General features: G+C 35.9%; 21 protein-coding genes and 1 riboswitch. Of the genes, 8 read left to right on the top strand and 13 right to left on the bottom strand.

Annotated features, from left to right (window positions below; all coding sequences use genetic code 11):
• Window positions 1-113: 113 nt before the first annotated feature.
• Complete coding sequence (locus Q5760_RS04840) at window positions 114-923, bottom strand: TerC family protein (RefSeq protein WP_428911103.1); 810 nt, start codon at window positions 921-923, stop codon at window positions 114-116.
• Between the two features lie 421 nt (window positions 924-1,344).
• A riboswitch (PreQ1 riboswitch) is annotated at window positions 1,345-1,389 on the top strand.
• A gap of 7 nt (window positions 1,390-1,396) precedes the next feature.
• On the opposite strand from Q5760_RS04840, the gene Q5760_RS04835 reads away from it, so the two are divergent.
• The gene (locus Q5760_RS04835; RefSeq protein WP_428911102.1) at window positions 1,397-1,888 is read left to right on the top strand and encodes a QueT transporter family protein; all 492 of its coding nucleotides are present in this window, start codon (window positions 1,397-1,399) and stop codon (window positions 1,886-1,888) included.
• 144 nt (window positions 1,889-2,032) lie between these two features.
• Here Q5760_RS04835 and Q5760_RS04830 read toward each other — a convergent pair whose 3' ends face one another.
• The 4 genes from Q5760_RS04830 to Q5760_RS04815 all read right to left on the bottom strand — a co-directional run bounded on the left by Q5760_RS04830 (window position 2,033) and on the right by Q5760_RS04815 (window position 5,822).
• On the bottom strand, window positions 2,033-2,998 hold the full coding sequence (locus Q5760_RS04830; RefSeq protein ID WP_428911101.1) for a siderophore ABC transporter substrate-binding protein: 966 nt from the start codon (window positions 2,996-2,998) through the stop codon (window positions 2,033-2,035).
• 158 nt (window positions 2,999-3,156) lie between these two features.
• A complete protein-coding gene (locus tag Q5760_RS04825) occupies window positions 3,157-3,915 on the bottom strand; it encodes an ABC transporter ATP-binding protein (protein ID WP_428911100.1) in 759 nt (252 codons plus the stop codon).
• A 13-nt stretch (window positions 3,916-3,928) separates the two neighbouring features.
• Entirely contained in the window at window positions 3,929-4,879 is a 951-nt protein-coding gene (locus Q5760_RS04820) for an iron chelate uptake ABC transporter family permease subunit (RefSeq protein ID WP_428911099.1), read from the bottom strand.
• Window positions 4,872-5,822 (bottom strand): ABC transporter permease, encoded by a 951-nt coding sequence (locus Q5760_RS04815; RefSeq protein ID WP_428911098.1) that lies wholly within the window; start codon window positions 5,820-5,822, stop codon window positions 4,872-4,874. The genes Q5760_RS04820 and Q5760_RS04815 overlap by 8 nt, the downstream gene beginning before the upstream one ends.
• Window positions 5,823-6,478: 656 nt before the next feature.
• Between Q5760_RS04815 and Q5760_RS04810 the strand changes: the two genes are divergently transcribed.
• The 6 genes from Q5760_RS04810 to Q5760_RS04785 all read left to right on the top strand — a co-directional run bounded on the left by Q5760_RS04810 (window position 6,479) and on the right by Q5760_RS04785 (window position 10,045).
• Complete coding sequence (locus Q5760_RS04810; protein WP_428911097.1) at window positions 6,479-6,676, top strand: IDEAL domain-containing protein; 198 nt, start codon at window positions 6,479-6,481, stop codon at window positions 6,674-6,676.
• A gap of 126 nt (window positions 6,677-6,802) precedes the next feature.
• Window positions 6,803-7,270, top strand: coding sequence for a hypothetical protein (locus Q5760_RS04805; protein ID WP_428911096.1), 468 nt, complete (start codon window positions 6,803-6,805; stop codon window positions 7,268-7,270).
• Window positions 7,271-7,576: a hypothetical protein gene (locus tag Q5760_RS04800; RefSeq protein ID WP_428911095.1), complete on the top strand. Its 306-nt coding sequence runs from the start codon at window positions 7,271-7,273 to the stop codon at window positions 7,574-7,576.
• Entirely contained in the window at window positions 7,576-8,859 is a 1,284-nt protein-coding gene (locus Q5760_RS04795; protein WP_428911094.1) for a glutathionylspermidine synthase family protein, read from the top strand. Before Q5760_RS04800 ends, Q5760_RS04795 begins: the two co-directional genes overlap by 1 nt.
• On the top strand, window positions 8,859-9,272 hold the full coding sequence (locus Q5760_RS04790; protein ID WP_428911093.1) for a DUF350 domain-containing protein: 414 nt from the start codon (window positions 8,859-8,861) through the stop codon (window positions 9,270-9,272). Before Q5760_RS04795 ends, Q5760_RS04790 begins: the two co-directional genes overlap by 1 nt.
• 137 nt (window positions 9,273-9,409) lie before the next feature.
• Window positions 9,410-10,045: a helix-turn-helix transcriptional regulator gene (locus Q5760_RS04785; protein WP_428911092.1), complete on the top strand. Its 636-nt coding sequence runs from the start codon at window positions 9,410-9,412 to the stop codon at window positions 10,043-10,045.
• A 49-nt stretch (window positions 10,046-10,094) separates the two neighbouring features.
• Here Q5760_RS04785 and Q5760_RS04780 read toward each other — a convergent pair whose 3' ends face one another.
• The 7 genes from Q5760_RS04780 to Q5760_RS04750 all read right to left on the bottom strand — a co-directional run bounded on the left by Q5760_RS04780 (window position 10,095) and on the right by Q5760_RS04750 (window position 16,660).
• Window positions 10,095-10,706 (bottom strand): superoxide dismutase, encoded by a 612-nt coding sequence (locus Q5760_RS04780; RefSeq protein WP_428911091.1) that lies wholly within the window; start codon window positions 10,704-10,706, stop codon window positions 10,095-10,097.
• A gap of 175 nt (window positions 10,707-10,881) precedes the next feature.
• Window positions 10,882-11,130 (bottom strand): DUF1450 domain-containing protein, encoded by a 249-nt coding sequence (locus tag Q5760_RS04775; protein WP_428912495.1) that lies wholly within the window; start codon window positions 11,128-11,130, stop codon window positions 10,882-10,884.
• Window positions 11,131-11,312: 182 nt separating this feature from the next.
• A complete protein-coding gene (locus Q5760_RS04770; protein WP_428911090.1) occupies window positions 11,313-11,606 on the bottom strand; it encodes a HesB/YadR/YfhF family protein in 294 nt (97 codons plus the stop codon).
• A 135-nt stretch (window positions 11,607-11,741) separates the two neighbouring features.
• Window positions 11,742-13,292, bottom strand: a complete 1,551-nt coding sequence (locus Q5760_RS04765; protein ID WP_428911089.1) for a sensor domain-containing diguanylate cyclase — start codon at window positions 13,290-13,292, stop codon at window positions 11,742-11,744.
• A 301-nt stretch (window positions 13,293-13,593) separates the two neighbouring features.
• Complete coding sequence (locus Q5760_RS04760; RefSeq protein WP_428911088.1) at window positions 13,594-16,008, bottom strand: heavy metal translocating P-type ATPase; 2,415 nt, start codon at window positions 16,006-16,008, stop codon at window positions 13,594-13,596.
• An 89-nt stretch (window positions 16,009-16,097) separates the two neighbouring features.
• Window positions 16,098-16,304, bottom strand: coding sequence for a copper chaperone CopZ (copZ, locus tag Q5760_RS04755; RefSeq protein ID WP_428911087.1), 207 nt, complete (start codon window positions 16,302-16,304; stop codon window positions 16,098-16,100).
• A gap of 14 nt (window positions 16,305-16,318) precedes the next feature.
• A complete protein-coding gene (locus tag Q5760_RS04750; protein ID WP_428911086.1) occupies window positions 16,319-16,660 on the bottom strand; it encodes a metal-sensitive transcriptional regulator in 342 nt (113 codons plus the stop codon).
• A gap of 141 nt (window positions 16,661-16,801) precedes the next feature.
• Here Q5760_RS04750 and Q5760_RS04745 point away from each other — a divergent pair, with 141 nt between their 5' ends.
• Window positions 16,802-17,143 carry a DUF445 family protein gene (locus Q5760_RS04745; protein ID WP_428911085.1) on the top strand — a complete coding sequence of 114 codons (342 nt, stop codon included), beginning with the start codon at window positions 16,802-16,804 and terminating at the stop codon, window positions 17,141-17,143.
• A gap of 313 nt (window positions 17,144-17,456) precedes the next feature.
• Here the strand turns inward: Q5760_RS04745 and Q5760_RS04740 are convergent, their stop codons facing one another.
• Entirely contained in the window at window positions 17,457-19,205 is a 1,749-nt protein-coding gene (locus Q5760_RS04740) for a glycoside hydrolase family 3 protein (protein WP_428911084.1), read from the bottom strand.
• Window positions 19,206-19,229 lie beyond the last annotated feature (24 nt).

Genomic DNA, 19,229 nt, shown 5'->3' with positions numbered 1-19,229 from the left:
TACTATTACATATGTCAGACGGAACTAATTTGTACAGGCTATTCACCATTTTTTCAAAATTTATTTCTTCATAAAAAAGGAAATCGACGTTTATGCCGATTTCCTTTTTTTTGTTATGCATTTACATTTTCAACATTTTTGGGATTAGTTTCAGCAGGTACTTCTTCCGTTTTAGATAGGAACCAGCCACCTAATGCAATCACAACTAACACGCCGTAGAAAATAATACTCCATGTTGTTGAGTGTGCAAATGATTCTGGGATTAGTCCGACTTCAGGATGGCTTATCGTTAAGACAGACAACTTTACTCCAACCCAGCCGACAATCAAAAACGCAGCTGTTTCAAGACCCGGTCTTTTCGCAAGTAACTTAACAAATAAGTTTGCTGCAAAACGCATGATAATTAAACCGATAAAACCTCCGGCAAAAATCACAACGAAATGTCCAGCGTGCATTCCGCCAATTTCTCCCACATTTGGAATAATTGGAAGTGTAACGGCTAAGGCAACAGCAGCTAAAATCGAATCTACCGCAAACGCAATATCCGCTACTTCTACCTTAAATACAGTCATCCAGAAACCACTTTGCTTTTTAGGCTTGGCTTCTTTCTCAGGATCTTCTTCACCTGATTTAGATTTAGAAAACCTCTTGAATAAATTATTAACACACATAAAGAGAAGATAAATCGCACCAATTGCTTGAACTTGCCAAATATCAACAAGAAATGAAATCACAAATAGGGATCCAAATCGGAAAATAAACGCTCCCGCTAAACCATAAAATAAAGCCTTTTTACGTTGCTCCTCAGGAAGATGTTTAACCATGATTGCTAATACTAATGCATTATCTGTTGCAAGCAAACCTTCTAATACGATAAGGATCAATAAGACCCAACCATATTCCATTAATAATGATAACTCCATATTTACCTCCTTAGGTCAACTTTATTTTCATATCAATGTTATCAGTTCAAATACATTTCTCATTTCAGCTCAATTCGATGGCTGTTTGTTTCTTACTTTTACCCCCTTCAAACCGAAATAAAGACCTTTACCAATTAGTAAAGGTCTAATTTACACAATATGACAGACCTTACCTATTGGTAAAGGTCTTGCTAACAACACACTGGTTGCCAACAAAGCCGGGAGATATTCTCCGTAATGACGACTTTGCTGTAAAAGCTACTCCCCTTTGGGTGTAAAACTTCTTTTCTGATAAGGTTTATAATAAAGAGTTTAATAGAATATGTCAAGAAAAATAAAGAAATACTTTAGTGTAAGTAAATTTCCAGTTTAATTATAATGATATTTGTACAAGCCAATAGTATAATAGTATAGTTTGATGGAAGACGTGGTTCGAAACCATCCCACGATAAAAAACTAAGGAGAGATGTCAAATGAATATTAGAACCCTAGCGGTGAATGGGATTGTCGCTGCTTTGTACATTGCGGTTACATTTGTGTTCCAGCCATTCGGATTTACCAATGTACAATTTCGTGTTTCAGAGTTGTTTAATCATCTTATTGTTTTCAACAAAAAGTATTTTTATGGGATCGTTCTCGGTGTACTCTTAGCAAACCTTTTCTTCTCACCGATGGTTGCTTATGATCTTGTCTTTGGTGTTGGACACTCTATTATTTCCTTGCTGATTACCATTCTCTCAATGAAATACATTAAAGGAATTTGGGCAAGAATGGTCATTAATACAATTGTATTTACCTTTATGATGTTCATTATTGCTTTTGAGCTAAATCTAGCTCTTGATTTCCCATTTTTATTCACATGGCTAACAACTGCAACTGGTGAATTAGTGGTCTTAGCTGTGGGAGCTCCTATCATGTACGTAATCAATAAACGCGTGAATTTTGATAAAGTAATGGAGCGATAAAAGAGTGAGGTTTCATAAATGCTGCCTCACTCTTGAAACTCTTTTCATTTCCACCTATAATAAAGACTGAGTGCTACAACACTCAGTCTTAAGATTAGTTTCCTTTGAAGAGATCATCCGTTTATAACGGTTTGTTCTCTTTTTTTATTGTATAGCTGCGTCAATTTCTCTCACCATTTCTGATACTGAAACAAGACCACCGCCGGAAATGTACCAATAGTTTGGATCTAGATAAACAATATTTCCTTCTTTATAAGCTTTTGTTTCTTTAATAATGTCATTTTCGATGACTTCTTTTGCAGAGCTTCCGCCCCCACCTGTTGTTACGACAGCACCACGATCAATGACAAATAAATAATCTGGATTTTGTTTGAAAATGTAATCGAAGTCGACGCTCATTCCATGAGTAGATACCTCAATCTTTTCATCAACCGGCTTTACACCAAATACATCATGAATGATTCCAAATCGTGAAGATGGACCATATGCACTAACAGTACCCTCGTTAGCTAATACAACTAATGCATTCTTATCTAATTTTGTTGCCTTATCATTTAATGCTTGAATGTTTTCTTCTACTTTAGCTAATTCTTCTTCTACTTCTGTTTCTTTATCAAAAATTTGCCCAATGACTTTTGTATTTTCTTTAAAAGATTCCATATACTTTGTTTCGTCAATTCCTAAATAAATCGTCGGTGCAATTTCCTGAAACTCTTCATATAATTCTGCTTGTCTTGCCGAAATAATAATTAATTCTGGTTGAAGTTCATTAATTTTTTCAAAATCAGGTTCTTTTAACGATCCTACGCTTTCATATTCCTCACCTGCATACTTTTCCAGATAACCTGGGACTGTTCCTTCTTTAGGTACACCCACAACATCAATTCCTAATGTATCTAACGTATCTAGAATACCAAAATCGAAAGAAATGACTTTTTCAGGATTCACCTTGACATCTGTATTACCTAATTTGTGGTTGATTGTAATGGTTTCAGCGTTTTCAGCAGAATCATTATTTGAACCTTCTGTTGCTGATTGAGAGTCAGAGTTACACGCTGACAATACGAGTACAAATAATGCTACTAGTAAAAAGGTTAATTTTTGCTTCATATTTACACCTCAAAATTCTATTTAATTTTAATATATATGTTCATTGTTTCCTTTAATATCGAACCACTTTTCATACTAAGATAGCCTTTCATAAAGGGTGCGCACTTCTATCGTCATATATGATAATGGTTCTCACTCAAAGGTACACAAAATGACACCTAAGCATAATAAACACAAATCTTACAATTATTGATACTTTCAATATTAATGTCCATATCGTATATATCTTTTAAAACATGTGGTTTCATAATTTCATCTGTGGGTCCTTCTTTAACGACTTGACCATTCTTTAATGCCACAATGTAATCTGAGTAAACCGAAGCAAAGTTAATGTCATGGATAACAATGATGACTGTTTTCCCAAGTTCATCAACAAGTCTGCGTAATACTTTCATAATTTGAACCGAATGCTTCATATCTAAATTATTTAAAGGTTCATCAAGAAGAATATATTCTGTATCTTGAGCAATAACCATGGCAATATACGCTCTTTGACGCTGACCACCACTAAGTTCATCTAAATATTTATCTTGCATTTCTTCTAGTTCCATATAATTAATAGCTTCGTCTACATAATTCCAGTCTTCCTTCGTTAGGCGACCTTGAGAGTAAGGAAAGCGGCCAAAAGAAACAAGTTCTCTTACCGTTAATCGAACATTGACATGGTTGGATTGTTTTAAAATAGAGATTTTCTTTGCTAATTCATTATTTTTACAAGATAATAATTCTTTATCATCAATATGAACGATTCCTTCATCAGCTAAGATTAATCGGCTGATCATGGATAAAACCGTACTTTTCCCTGCACCATTAGGGCCGATAAAGGACGTGATTTTACGCTTTTGAATTTTCATTGTTACTCCGTCAACCACTTTTTTTGTTCCAAAACGTTTTGTAAGATTTCTAACACTTAGCATATCCTTTCCCCTCCTAGGCTTTCCTTTGTTTTAATAAAAGATAGATAAAGTAGACACCGCCGATGAAGTTCACAATTACACTTAATGTCGTTGAAAAGGTAAAGACCCTTTCTACTATAAATTGACCCCCAACTAGTGAAATAATACTGATTAGGATTGAACCAAAAATTAAAAATGAATGTCGGAAAGTCTTAAATAATTGATACGTTACGTTGACCACTAGCAAACCAAGAAACGTAATCGGTCCAACTAGTGCGGTAGATACCGAGATCAAAATCGCTACTACAACCAACAAGCGCTTGACGATTTTATCAAAATCAACGCCTAGGTTAATCGCTTGTTCTTTTCCTAGTGACAAAACATCTAAATACTTAAAGTACCGGATAAAGTACAGGCTAGTTAAAAGGATGACAATAGCAGATAGCAACAGTAAATCCCCATTAATATTGTTAAAGCTAGCAAACATTTTATCTTGAATCATCATGAACTCGTTCGGATCAATCAATACTTGCATAAAAGTTGAAAGACTTTGAAACAGAGTTCCAAAAATGATTCCAACGAGTAAAAGAAAATAAATATTATTTCCTTCTCGTTTAAAAATAATCTTGTATAGAACCCCAACAAACATAATCATGAGCCCTATTGATATAAAGAAATTGATGCTTTTACTCGTTGAAGTGAGTGTAGCACCAAAAGCAAAAACGAGAACGGTTTGAATCAACATATAAAGTTGATCAAGTCCAATAATACTAGGTGTTAGTATTTTATTATTCGTTATGGTTTGGAAAACGATCGTTGATAAAGCAATGGCTGCACCTGTCAATACCATTGCAAGTACTTTCTCCGTTCTTTTTCCTAAAACATAATCCCAAGATCCCCTCACATCGGTAAATAGAAAAATGGCGATAAGAGCAACTGCTACAACGGCGAGTATTCCTATTTTAATCCAATTCCAATTACGCATAAGCTCTTCTCCTAAACAGTAAATAAATGAAAATTGCACTGCCGATAACGCCAACTGTTAAACCTATAGGAATCTCATATGGATAAATAATCAAGCGACCAAATATATCACAAACCAAAATGAAAACGGCTCCAAGTAAAGCTGTATGAGATAAATTCTTTTGCAAGTGATCGCCCGCATAGATGGAAACAATGTTTGGAATAATTAATCCTAAGAAGGGAATCATTCCAGCGGTTAAAATAACAACGGATGTCATCATGGCAACTAGTGCTAGCCCTGTATTAACAACGGTTCGATAATTTAGACCAAGATTAATCGCAAACTCCTCACCCATACCCGCCACTGTAAACTTATTCGCAAAAAGGTAACAAAGGATGACAAGTGGGATACTAATATAAATAAGCTCGTATTGACCTTTTACAATCATGGAAAAATTCCCTTGCAACCAAGATGTCATATTTTGAATTAAGTCATTTTTATAAGCAAAGAAAGTAGTTATAGAGCTAATAATGTTTCCAAACATTAATCCAACGAGTGGAATAAATACGGCATCCTTAAATTTAACTTTGCCTAAAATTTTCATAAAGATGAAAGTACCAAGTAAAGCAAAGATGAATGCCAACCCCATTTTTATCATCGGATTTGCTGCTGGTAGGAACATCATTGAAATAAGAATCCCAAACCGAGCAGAGTCTTCTGTACCTGCAGTGGTTGGTGAAACAAATTTATTATGACTCAATTGTTGCATGATCAAACCACTGATACTCATTGCTACTCCCGCAATAAGGATACTAACGAGGCGTGGGATCCGACTGCTCCAAAAGATCATCGCTTGATCTTCACTCATTGTAAAGAGATCAAGTGGGGAGATGTCAGTTGAGCCAATAAATAGCGATATAACGGATAATATAATGAGTGCAGCTATTAGGTATCTTTTCTTCATTGGACTTCCTAACTTTCTTTTTTCGACTTAATTGTATGTACTTCTATAGTGTAAGGGTGTTTCTCTTAATCTTGTAATAATTGATATTCATTATCATCTATAGATAAAAAAATAATATTCATCATCAATATCTCTTAAATAAGAATCATCCTAATTGAGATTCATTATCAATGAGACCTAAAAAAATATATCCAACATCAATTTGGTAGAATAATAATCAAAGATTACAAATGATATTGATTATCAATCGCTTTATACTTTAAATTCTATCATGAATAAAATAACTGTCAATACATTTTAATGAAAATTACGACAGAAAATAAAACGTTTTCATTTTATTTAGATTGTTATAAAAATTTTCTTTAGATGAAATCACTTTTGAGGTTCTATTTTTATGTTGAATATCTCTCCATTTAGGAAGAAGACTGTAATAAAAATAATGTTGTTTTTAAACTACTGTTAATGATAGTGGATAACAAGAATACTCCTGTTGGAGAAATGAGATAGTCGAGACTCCGTTGACACAGGAAAATCCTCTGGTGAAACCAGTGTTAACCATTAATAATTGTAGTTTAAATAATTTATCAATAAAAAGTATTTGAATTATCTGAAATCCACTGTTATAATAGAAAAAAGGTTAAGGAGTTGATTTCCAAATGAAAAAGTATTATCTAAATGCCCCCCAAAATCCTGTGGTGACTGATCATTCGATGTTGGCTGAAATGGTGTTAGACCAAGCGCTACGCAACTTCCAAAAAGAGCGCTTATTAAAGGAAATCGACCGTGCGTTAGAAAACAAAAACAAAGAAGAATTTATGAGATTAACAGAAGAACTCAAAAAATATATAGAATAACGATAGAATCATATACCCGATCAACTGAGGTCGGGTTTTTTATTGCGAAAAACCTTCTAATTAGATAAAACATGAATCAATTACGAATCAAATTACGTATTCATTAATTATTAAAGGAGGAATTATATGAATTCAGTTGTTTTGGAATACCGTCTGCAAAAAGGTATAGATGAATTTATTCCGATTTATCATTACACCCATATCGATTTACAGGAAATTTTGACTCGCAGGGAATGCGAGTTCTTTATTAAAGAAGGAGTTACCTATAAACAACTATCATCTGCAATTGAAGAAGGCTTGTTTGTGATTTATGTTGAAAAATATGAAGAAGATCCAATCAAGGAGTCAGCCCCATCTCAGGAAGGGATTAAATTAGAGATTCGCGAATTAAATCCGTTTAAGGATCATCCCATTATTCAAACTAGATGGGCAATGCACCACCTTGAAGTATTGAGTATAATTGGCAGTATTTATACTTACTATAACGAAAAGGAATGGGAACGAGACTCCGCAGAAATTGATGAAGACCGTAAAGTTTATTGTTTATACGTAACGCCAACAGGATACAAGTTACCGCTAAGTGAGGGGATTTAATTGAAGAAAACAAAGAAAATGATGTCAGGTGTGATAACGGCTGCCTTAGTTTCATCATTATCAGCCTGTAGCGGGGACCGCCCTCCGAAACCAGCTGATAAAAATTGCGACGACTGGGAATGGGATAATGACACAGGGACCTATTACTGTGATGATCATGACTCCTCATACAGAGGACACTACTTCTACGGGGGTTCCTATTACTCTAATAAAAATGCACTAAAAACAAGTCCAAATTATAAATCGTATTCAAGTCAGTACAAGTCTGGAATTGGCAGTGGATTTAAAGGTGGATTCGGAGGATAATGAACGATTTTCAGCAAGAAAGACAGACGTTTTATTCCCAATTAAATGGATTTTGGCACGACCTTTTTGGCGAGGAATATGCCTTATGGGATGTTAAAGTAGAAAGCAAAAAGAATATTGATCGTATCCGTAGAGCCGCAGACCAAATCGGACATATCCTTTTTAAGACAGCCCCGCTTCTCAGACAACTTGACGACGATACATTACGACAATTAGGATTTCCAGACGGGAGCCTTGAATTTATTCGACTCCACCCCATCTCAATGGAAAGTGTGATAGCTCGTCTTGATTTGGCTGTCACTAAAGAGGAAATTAAGCTACTTGAGGTAAATGCTGACACTCCCACTTTTATTAAAGAATGTTTTTCAGTTAATGGACACGTATGTAGAGCATTTCAATTGCTAGATCCAAATGACGGTTGTGAAACTACACTTCGAGAATCCCTTCAACAAGCGATTAAAGCCTCCTTTCGCTCATTGGGCATAGGAAAAGTTCCAAATATCGTCTTTACCTCTCACCATGATCATGATGAAGATCGATTAACGACGTTGTATTTAAAAGAACTATGCGGAATCCCTAGTCAATACATTAGTCTTAATGACCTCCGACTGATTCCCGATACAATAAGAGAAAATGGTCAAGAATTAATAGAGCGAGGACTCTATGATCTAAACGGAGAGAAAATTGATGTGCTCTATCGTCAAACCTATCCCGTTGAGCATCTTGTTGAGGATCGTGACCCAGAAACAAATGAAAAAGTTGGCCTATTATTAATGAAACTTATCAAAGAAAAAGAATTAGCGATTCTTAATCCTCCTTCTGCTTTTTTATTGCAATCAAAGGCAGTTATGGCCATGATCTGGGGATTGCATGAAACCAATAGCCCGTTTTATACCGACGAAGAACATCACTGGATTCATACTTATTTTTTACCAACGTATCTTGATGATGATTTATTTTTAGAACGGGGTACTCCTTATGTGAAGAAGCCTAGTTTTGGTCGTGAAGGGGATACGGTTGAAATCTATTCGGGTAATGGTGAGAAAGTCGATGAAGACCGCTATAAAACATATATCGATTCTTTGCCCGTTTTTCAGAAATTTACTCCATTACCAGTAACCACCATCAAAACAGAAAACGGCTCGAAACAAGTCCATTATATGTACGGTTGTTTCTACTTGAATGGTCAATCTAGTGCCATTGGGATTCGTGCAGGTCGACAAATCACCGATAATGAATCTTACTTTTTGCCAGTAGGCATATTGAATGAGGAGGAAAAATAATGGAATTTATATCTGCAGAAAGTTTTTTAGCATTTTTAGCCCATGTTGGAACAGGTCTAGGCTTAATCGCTCTTGGGCTTGTTGCCTTTGCCTTTACAACTAAATTCTCTGAATGGGAATTAATTAAAGCCGGTAACATCGCTGTAGCCTTAAAACTTTGGGGAAAAGTGATTGGTTTAGCCATTACCCTATATACCGTTTGGAGTGGCAGTGTCAGTTTGCTTGATGCGTTCATTTGGGGACTGATCGGAATCGTGACCCAAGTTGTTGTTTATTTCATTATTGAATACATCTTAACTCCTAAAACGGACTTAGCGAAAAAAGTTGAAGAGGGAAATACTGCTGTTGGTTTTAGTTTATTTGCAGCTGGTATAATAGTGGGTTTGGTCGTCGCTGGAAGTTTAACCTATTAAGGATAGAGGGATTCATCATAAGACTTTTGTGATGAATCTTTTTATTTTGTTTTTTATACTTTATCATATAATATATTTAATAAATATAGGCAGTAAGGGATTTAAAGCAGCTGCATGCAAAATATGAGGGGATGAACATGAAAGGAAATAAATCAACAAGGGATAAGATACTTGATTTAATCAAAAAAGAAATTTCCCTGTCTGTCAATGAACTAACTGAAAGCTTGCACATTACCCATATGGCCGTTAGAAAGCACCTAAGTTCATTAGAAAAAGAAGGTTTAATCAGCTCACGGGAAATTAAGCAGCCAATGGGCAGACCCCTGCAAACATATTTTCTTACAGAAATGGGAGAACAGCTTTTTCCGAAAAATTATGAAAGAATTACGATTGAGTTCCTTCAAGATCTTAATGAGTTGTATGGAGAAGAATCCGTTGAACTTTTATTTAAGAAAAGGGAGCAACGTTTAACAAATGAATATACGGAGAAAATAAAATCCACATCGGTTTCTGAAAAAGTGAAAGAACTCGTTGACATTCAAAATGAAAAAGGCTATATGGCAGACTTGGTGCAAATTGATCCTACTACGTATGAAATAATTGAACATAACTGCCCCATTCTTGCTGTTGCCAACCAATACAAAATTGCATGTAGTTGTGAAACGCAATTACTGAAAAACGTCTTAAATACTGATCAAATAAAACGAACCACCTGTAAAACTGACGGAGATCCTCATTGTAAGTTTTTGATTACTTTTTCTAAAGGCGAATAAAAAACCCACTAAGAATCAAACCTTAGTGGGTTTTTTAACAAAGTTTTATTTATTTCGCAGCAGCGTAACGCTTGTTTACTTCATCCCAGTTGATTAGGTTGTAGAATGCTCCAATGTAATCTGGGCGTTTGTTTTGATATTTTAAGTAATAAGCATGCTCCCAAACATCTAGGCCAAGGATTGGTGTTTTGCCTTCCATTAATGGAGTGTCTTGGTTTGGAGTGCTTGTGATCGCTAATTTTCCACCATCAACGATTAACCAAGCCCAACCAGAACCGAAACGAGTTGTCGCAGCTTTTGTGAATTCTTCTTTGAATTTGTCATAGCTTCCAAATGCTTCGTTAATAGCAGCTGCTACTTCACCAGTAGGCTCGCCGCCACCATTTGGAGAAAGAACAGTCCAGAATAAGCTGTGATTCGCATGACCGCCACCGTTGTTGCGAACAGCAGTGCGGATGTTTTCAGGAACAGCATCTAAATTAGAAACTAGTTCTTCAATAGATTTGCTTGAAAGATCGTCATGTCCTTCAAGAGCAGCGTTTAAGTTGTTCACATATGTAGCATGGTGACGATCGTGGTGGATTGTCATAGTTTGCTCATCAAAATGTGGTTCAAGTGCATTTGCAGCGTAAGGTAAAGCAGGTAATTCATATTTAGCCATTTTTACATTCCTCCTAGTTATGTAACTCAAAATTTTTAATTATAGTTAAATTATAATTAATATTATTTACTTTTTCAACTAATAAGTATAAAAATAATTCTTTTTAGTTCAGATTGTAGAGAAATGCTTTTCTTTGCGCCCTCCTATATTATGGCGCTGTTCATTGATAATATTCTTATCCGTGAAAAAAAGCCAATTCTTCTTCAATCTGCTCTCTTATTTTTACAAGACATTCTTCAACTGTCTTCGCGAATACTCGTTTTCCATTCACCATTGCATAGGGACTGCGGGCACACATACCACAAAACGAAAGGCAATCGATCATAACGACAGAAACCTCAGGGTATTCAGACTCAAGAAGATTTTCTAGATCAATGTTTGTAATGAAATTACTTTCACAAACTTCAACGATAATTACGCTAATAGTGCCTTGACCTCCTTTAAAGGGTATCAACTTGTAGACACCTATCATTTTATCAAAAGTATTTTTGAAGAAATAGTTTTCTGCTCAATACGATTCGATTCTCTATCATTATTTGAGTATGCTCAAAAAGAAAACCTTGTAAACAGTTAAAATTCTTCCCCTACGTTTACAAGGTTCGATCATCAAGGCTTTATGTATTTGAATTCAAGTTCATCTATTTGATCATTAAAGTCAACGTGCAAATCATGACCATCGAAGAACCATAGATCAGTTGATTCCACAAAAAAGATGATACCGTCTCTTTCTGTTTTCGCAATCATATCAATCGGGTCCTCTTTAGCAAAGCCAAGTGCGTATGAATCTTGAACAGGACTTGAACCATAAATTTTCGCAAAAAACTTTAAATAATCACCTTTAACAAGGCTCATTTCTTCTTTAAACCAATGAATTGCTTCTGGACTAATAGAAATCTCCATTTTTTTCCTCCTCTTGATGTTCTAGATCATTATAGAGTCACATAAGTCTATTTTCTCTCGGTTATCTTACCATTATGTGAAGTATTTCTCCTTATTTTTGCTTATTTAAAATAGATAAGGGATACAGGAAAACCTCTATCCCTTATATATAGTAGTTTGATTTCTACCGTTTTCTTTAGATTGATAAAGAGCAATATCAGCTCTTTTTATCACATCTTCCGGCTTCTCATCTTCTATCCGGTACGAGGAAATCCCAAATGAGATCGTAATTTTTTCTCCTGTTGGATTAGGACTCTCTGCGAATCCAATTCTAATCCGTTCGGCAATTTTAAAAACATCTTCTTCACTTTTTACTGTCGTTAAAATTGCAAATTCCTCCCCACCGTAACGGAAACAAAAATCCTCTTCTCTTGATGTATTTTGCATAAATGAGGATAGATGTCTTAGTACATCATCCCCCGCTAAATGACCAAATGTATCGTTTACTTTTTTAAAATAGTCAATATCTAATAAAACGAGAGAAAATGGGATTTGATGGTCAAACCAATCCTTAATAATAAGATCAAAGGATCGTCTATTTCCTAAATTTGTCAACCCGTCTCGCTGGACTTGCTTATTTAATAAAACAAGATAATTGTATACGTGGTGATATAGTTGTTGAATTTCATAAATTTTGGATTTCAGCTCCATCTCCTTTAAAGAATGGACCCGAGTTTCTTTCTTTATCGCTTTCTCAGAAAATCTTGCTAATTGGTTGAGGGGCTTTGAAATATTATAGGCTATTAAAGCAACCACGCCTAAAATAATAAACAATAAAGGCAATGCTTGAAAAATAACTCTCACAGTTAGCTCACGAAAAGGTTCCTTCATGATATAGGTAGGCGTCTGAACAATAATTCCCCAGCCTGTATAATCGACATAAGCATAACCAGAAAAATACTCTATCCCCATTCGATTAATAATTTGGCTCGATCCACTTTTCCCTTTTATGAGATCTTGGACGAGCGGATGATCCTCAATCGATTCATTAATACGTTTTTCGTCTGGGTGATAAATAATCGTTCCTGAACGATCTACTACAAAAACGGATGATCCATCCACAAAATCATGTTCATAGAGAATTTTCCTAAGTGCATGATCACTTTTTAAATAAATCGTACCGTCTACAACACCACGATAATTTCCATCCTCATCAAATATCGGAGAAGACACAAGGATTACTAAATTACCGCTTTGGGCTATATAAGGCTCCGAAATAAAAGGCTTTTTATTCTGTAATGTTTGTTTCATTAAATCTGAGCTTATTTTTGTTCCAGGTTTTACATTTCCATTTCCATCGAAAGGGTACATATATTGTATAACTCCGTTAGCATCCGTTGTAAAAACTGAGTTAAAGTAATTGTTATATGTCTTTTGCCAATCTTCTAGTTCCTCTTGGGTGATCCCCCTACGTCCAATGATATTGGCTAGAGAGTTCATATTTTGCTGCATACTGAGAAATAATCCATGTGCACTTGAGGCAACCTTTTGTGCATATTGATTATTATTTTCAAGATAGGTTTCTGTTAAATTACGTCTTAATGCAAAACTAGATGAATACCAATTCACCATCGTAGTGCTAAAGACCGATAAGATCACAAGTAAGCCAATAGCAAATCGGAGTTTAATCCCTTTTTTCCTATTCATATCTCTCGCAGTCCTCTCTAGCACAATTTCTTGTTCCTCTACTATAATATTATCAAAAAATTTCGTATTTTAATAGTCAATTTTACCTATGAAATTAGAACTATTGATAAAAAACATTTTGTATTCAAATTTTTGCTAGGCTTGGGCGGAGAATAGAACCAAGATCAGTTGGAATACAACCAAAATCGAATGGAATTGAACCAATTTCAGAACGGTATTGAACCGAATTCCATTAGAATTGAACATTTCTCTTTTTTTTAACAAAAAAAGTACTACCAATGGTAGTACCTCCCACTCAATCTTATAATTTGACTCTTTGTAAACGCAGAGCATTAAGGACAACAGATACAGAGCTGAATGCCATCGCTGCCCCTGCTAGCCATGGGGCTAGGAATCCAATCGCTGCAATCGGAATACCTACTGAATTATAAGCTAGTGCCCAGAAGAGATTTTGCTTTATGTTTTGCATCGTTTTATGGCTCATAAAAATGGAATCCGGTATACTATTTAAATCTCCGCGAATCAATGTAATATCAGCTGCTTCCATGGCTACATCTGTACCCGTTCCGATTGCCATTCCGATATCAGCCATGGCAAGAGCTGGTGCATCATTAATTCCATCACCGACCATTGCTACCTTTTTGCCTTGGGCTTGAAGCTGCTTAACTTCCTCTGCTTTTCCCTCAGGCAGTACCTCCGCAATCACTTGATCAACTCCTGCTTCTTTTGCAATTGCTTCAGCCGTTTGTTTATTGTCACCGGTAATCATGATGACCTCAAGACCCATTTCTTTCATACGCTTGATCGCTGCTTGTGATGTTTCTTTAATGGTATCTGCAACTGCAACAAGACCTGCGTAAGTTCCATTTATTGCTGTTAACATCGCTGTTTTCCCTTGTTTTTCAAGGTCCTCCATCTCTTCCATTACATGGTCAATCTCAACATTGTATTTATTCATCAGACGACGAGTACCAATGAGAACCTCTGAACCATCAACAATTGCCTTAATTCCATAACCAGGAATATTCTCAAATTCTGTAACATCTTTAAATGGGATGGATTTCTCTTTAATTCCTTCGACAATCGCTTGGGCAAGTGGATGTTCAGATTGCTTTTCAGCGGAACCGACAAGTGATAAGAATTCAGTTTCATCCTCATTTGTAACTACATCCGTTAACACAGGAGTACCATTTGTGATCGTCCCTGTTTTGTCAAGAATCACCGTATTTACCTTATGAGTCATTTCAAGATGCTCTCCGCCTTTAAAAAGAATTCCATATTCTGCAGAGCGTCCAGATCCCGCCATAATTGAAGTTGGCGTCGCTAAACCTAGTGCACATGGACAAGCGATCACGAGTACGGCAATTAGATTTTCCAACGCTTGTGCAAAGTTTCCTGGATCTCCCCAGAAATACCAAATTACAAACGTAAGAAGGGCAATACCAACGACAATCGGAACAAAGATCCCTGAAATTTTATCTGCCAATCGTTGAATCGGCGCTTTAGAACCTTGAGCCTCTTCTACAATTTTAATAATTTGTGATAGAGCTGTATCTCGCCCAACTTTTATTGCTTTAATTTTGAGAAAACCATTTTTATTAATCGTTGCCCCAATTACTTGGTCACCAACAGATTTGTCGACCGGTACACTTTCACCTGTGATCATTGATTCATCAAGAGCAGATGTACCTTCTAGGACTTCTCCGTCAACGGGAACTTTCTCACCAGGTTTAACAAGTAAAATATCACCAGTAACAACATCTTCTAATGGAATCATTGTTTCTTTCCCATTACGAATAACGGTTGCTGTTTTTGCTTGCAATCCCATTAATTTCTTAATGGCTTCAGATGATCGACCTTTCGCCTTAGCTTCAAATAATTTACCAAGAATAATTAATGTGATGAGGATAGAACTTGTTTCAAAATATAAACCCACTGTATGACCATGGCTTCCAATCGAGGCAATAGCTAAATAAACACTATAAAAGTATGCAGCCGATGTACCGAGAACGACAAGGACATCCATATTCGCACTTTCATTTTTCAGTGCTTTGTATGCTCCAACATAGAACTTTTTTCCTATGATAAATTGAACTGGGGTAGCTAAAGCCATTTGTACCCAAGGATTCATAAATGCATCGGGCACCCAAATGAAGGATGTAAAACTGAAGTGCGCAACCATTGTCCACAGTAGCGGAAATGATAAGATCGCTGAGATTATGAACTTTCTCTGCTGTTTCTTTATTTCATTCTCACGATAATCAACTGCTTCTTTCTCATTCTCCTCTGTTTTGACCATCGCACCATAGCCTAAAGCCTCAACCTTTTGGATTAAATCCTTTGCAGAAATAGCAGATGGATTATATTCAACAGCTGCCTTTTCAAGCGCTAAGTTAACGTTTGCTTGCACAACTCCTTCCATTTTATTCAGACCTTTTTCAATTCTGGTGGAACAAGCTGCACAGGTCATACCCGTTATTACTAATTCCTTTTTATCTGTAATAACATCATAACCAAGGTCTCTTACCTTTTGAGTGATATCCGATGGCTTCATGACAGCAGGGTCATACTGGACCATTGCCTTTTCTAAGGCCAGATTCACGTTAGCATCCTTAACCCCTTCCATTTTTTTAAGGCCTTTTTCGACCCGATTAGAACACGCAGCACAGGTCATCCCGGTTATTTGAAATTGACTTTCAACCACTTTCTCACTCATAAATCTTTGTCACCTCACACCATACCCATATAGGGTATATTTTATTTAAAAAGAGAGAGCGTGCTAAAGAGTAGCACAGCTCATCTCCATTACTTTACTTCATAACCTTGGTCATCGATCGTTTCTTTAATTTTGTCTACTGATACCTCGGAACCCTTGAATTCAACGTCTACCTTTTTATTTTCAAGATCCACTTTAACAGTAGATACACCATTTAACGCTCCAACACTTGTTTCTACAGCTTTCACGCAATGTCCACAAGACATACCTTCTACATTAAGCGTAATTTTTTCCATTAAGAAACATCTCCTTATTTCTTCATTAGTTTTTGTATCGTAATCAGAACTTCGTCTAAGACTTCCATATCGCCTTCCTGGATACGATTTACAACACATTCTTTCATATGTGCTTCAAGAAGGATTTTAGCGACTCCATTAAGAGCAGCTTGAGATGCCGAAATTTGTGTAATCACATCATCGCAATAGGTATCTGTTTCGATTAAACGTTTTATGCCCCGAATTTGGCCCTCAATTCTGTTCAATCGGGTCACAAGATTTTTCTTCGTTTTTTCAGAGTGATGACTCATTCGCCCATGATGACTGGTACAGCAATTGTCTTCTAAAATCATCTCGTTCTCTAATTCGGGATCCATATGACATCCCCTCCTTACATTCATAATAGCATACCCCCCTACCCTATGTAAAGTTTGTTTTTTCTTTTTATTTTGTCCATATTTGAAAAGATTACATTCTTATGATTTTATTATTATTAACTAAAATGTATCGCGGAAAAAGTGGAGGAAATAGGGCAAAGCTTACTCGTAATGCTTACTAAGCCTCAGTTTGTAGACATATACATCTTTCCCATTTTAGAAAGCTTCCTAGATCAGCTTTCTGATAAAAGTCCTGAAATTGACCAATGGATTCAAAAACAAATCATTCTAATAATAGAAGAAAACCATTCAAAAATTGGCAATCTTGTTGAAGAAAACTTAAATAAACTAGATAACGCCACACTCGTTGATATGATTGAGAGTCATGTTGGAAAAGATCTTCAATGGATTCGTATTAATTGGGTGCTTTGCGGGTTTGTGATCGGAATTATATTGACAGGTATTAAAGTATTATTCACTTAAAATGGAAGGAGCTATACCGGTTAACGTAAATGTGTAACAATTAGGACATACGTTCCGTTATATGCAAAAATCATTTGTGACTCATATTTAATTTGGACATATTTTCATTCCGTTATTTATCTAAAAGGTTGCTATTTTTTTGCAATTATTATCAATTATGTACTCAATGTCTACCTAAAGTTGAAACGGGGCCCGTTTAAAAAATCAAATTAAAAATAAAACACATCCTCAAACCTTTTACATAATTATAGATTCAATAGAATAATAAAAAACGAAGGCTGTTAAAAACAGTCTTCGTTTTTTTAAATCAGAACTATAATCTTGTATCCCATTTTCCACACCAAACATTTTCATTTGGTGTTCCTTTGAAGTCTGATTCGCCCATGATTTTATCGATCACAGCTTTAATGGTAATTTCAGAATCTTTGTAAGCATTGATGTATGTTTTTACCATTGGTACATCTGTTAGATGTGTAGTGAAGTTTAATGATACAAATACGGTTGGAACTTCATGTACATACCAAGGCACTTCATTTGACATCGCCGTTTTCCATCTAATGCGATAATTATTTTCAGCACCATAGCCGACAATATCTGCGAATACAAGAGCTGCATCAACTTCTTCACGATATTTTAAAGTAGGACCTTTAACACGTGTGTTACCATCATTAACGGTTACTTCAAACCCTCTGCGTTCTAGCTCTTTCACGATGAAGTTTAACGTTTTATCGTTAGCCTCATAAATTCCGCCTACTTCGCCTTCCAAGAAGTATAAACGAATGCGCTTATGTGTTTCTGGACGAATTGGCAGTTGGTCTAATGTGTTTTTAACAAGTGTGATTCCTTTATCTGCTGCTTGTTTAGCGCGTTCAATATGGTCATCACAACCCACTACTTGTAAGTCTTCTCTAGTACGTAGGATAGATCCATCCTCTTGTGCTTTATGCAAGCCTAGAGTCGCTTTGAATCCTAAAATTCTTTCTAAAGCATCTTGAAGTCGTTCTTCTGTAATGATTCCATTTTTATAGCCATTTAGCATAAAATTGTAATCTTCATCGATGTTGTTAAAGAATAGGAACATATCGCAACCAGCCGCAATAGCTTGTGGAACATACTCTTCACGTTTCATCGATGCAGTCATCCCTAACATATGAGATGCATCAGTAAGAATTAAACCGTTGAAGCCGAATTTTCCTTTTAATAATCCATTAAGAAGTTCTGGAGCTAAAGTAGCTGGAAGGATATCCTTATCTTCTAATTCAGGAACTAATGCTTTTTGGTATTCTGGCAATGCAATATGTCCAGCCATAATAGAGTGAACACCGTTTTCGATATGATTGCGGTATACTTTACCAAAAGACTCTTCCCATTCCTCAACGGATAACTCATTAACACCCATGACTAAGTGCTGGTCGCGTTCTTCTGTTCCATCACCAGGCCAGTGCTTAATACAAACACCGATATTACTTTCTGTTAATCCTTTAATGTAAGAGTTTGTATGTTTGATAACCGTATCAGCATTTGTACCATAAGCACGCGTGTTAACAATTGTGTTTCTCCAGTTCTTCAAGATATCCACACATGGATCAAAGTTCCAGTTAACGCCAATTGCATGCTCTTCACGACCACTAACATATCCAGCATCAAATGACACTTGTTCATCTCCTGAAGCTTCGCACATTGCAGCCGCTGCTACATACGTACCATCGTTCATTGCACCGTTACCACCTGCATCACAGTTTGCAGCAACTAGTAGAGGAATTTTTGTATCCTTTTGCAGGCTGTTTATTAAATCTTGAACCTGTTCTGATGTACCACCTTGATAACGTGCACCACCAATGTGATATTTTTCAAGTAGTTCTTTGTTCGTGAAATTATTTCCACTAAACTTGTCTTCGCCAAAGAAAAATAAGTTAATAAATAACTGACCAATTTTTTCTTCATCAGACATGCCAGCAATTGTATCTTTTACCCATTTAATATCTTCATCTGAAAGATTATAAGGTTTTGCTTTTAAATCCACTTTTGGCATTGGAATATTTTTGGCAATTTTTTGAATCAAAATGAATTCCTCCTTCTCTTAACG

It is taken from the genome of Niallia sp. Kr1 (genome assembly GCF_050389805.1).
Lineage (GTDB): Bacteria > Bacillota > Bacilli > Bacillales > Cytobacillaceae > Bacillus_BD.
Note: the sequence above shows the minus strand (reverse complement) of the source record. Positions and strands in the feature narration are given on the sequence as shown.